This is a genomic window from Psychrobacter sp. AOP7-B1-24 (assembly GCF_052376215.1).
GTDB lineage: Bacteria > Pseudomonadota > Gammaproteobacteria > Pseudomonadales > Moraxellaceae > Psychrobacter.
The window spans coordinates 1-319 of sequence record NZ_JBQSVL010000230.1; the positions used below are offsets into that span (position 1 = coordinate 1).

1 pseudogene is annotated in these 319 nt (G+C 33.5%); it reads left to right on the forward strand.

Going from position 1 to position 319, the window contains the following annotated elements:
- Positions 1 to 203: 203 nt before the first annotated feature.
- Positions 204 to 319 (forward strand): annotated as a pseudogene (locus ACT3QP_RS15140) (IS1595 family transposase); the annotation flags it as partial.

Genomic DNA, 319 nt, shown 5'->3' on the forward strand with positions numbered 1-319 from the left:
TGCGGTTTATGGATGTATGTGGTTTTGATTTAAGGGGTTTTATATTACTCAAAATGCTATATTCAAAGATCAGTAAGATATATCTTTATTTATGCGTTACAGTCATGGTTTTATGTGGTTAAGTTTTATCAATTTCTAATTTGGCAACATTGGAATATAAATATAGGGGCTGTAGTAGATAAGCATTATGCTAGACTACTTTTATGAAGATAACCCGTTGTAAACTAAGTAAAAAATCACAGCGAAGGCTCTTAGAGTTTTTCACGGCTGAAGTAACTGCTAGAACAGCCGCAGATTTGCTTGATATTCAGCCTAACAG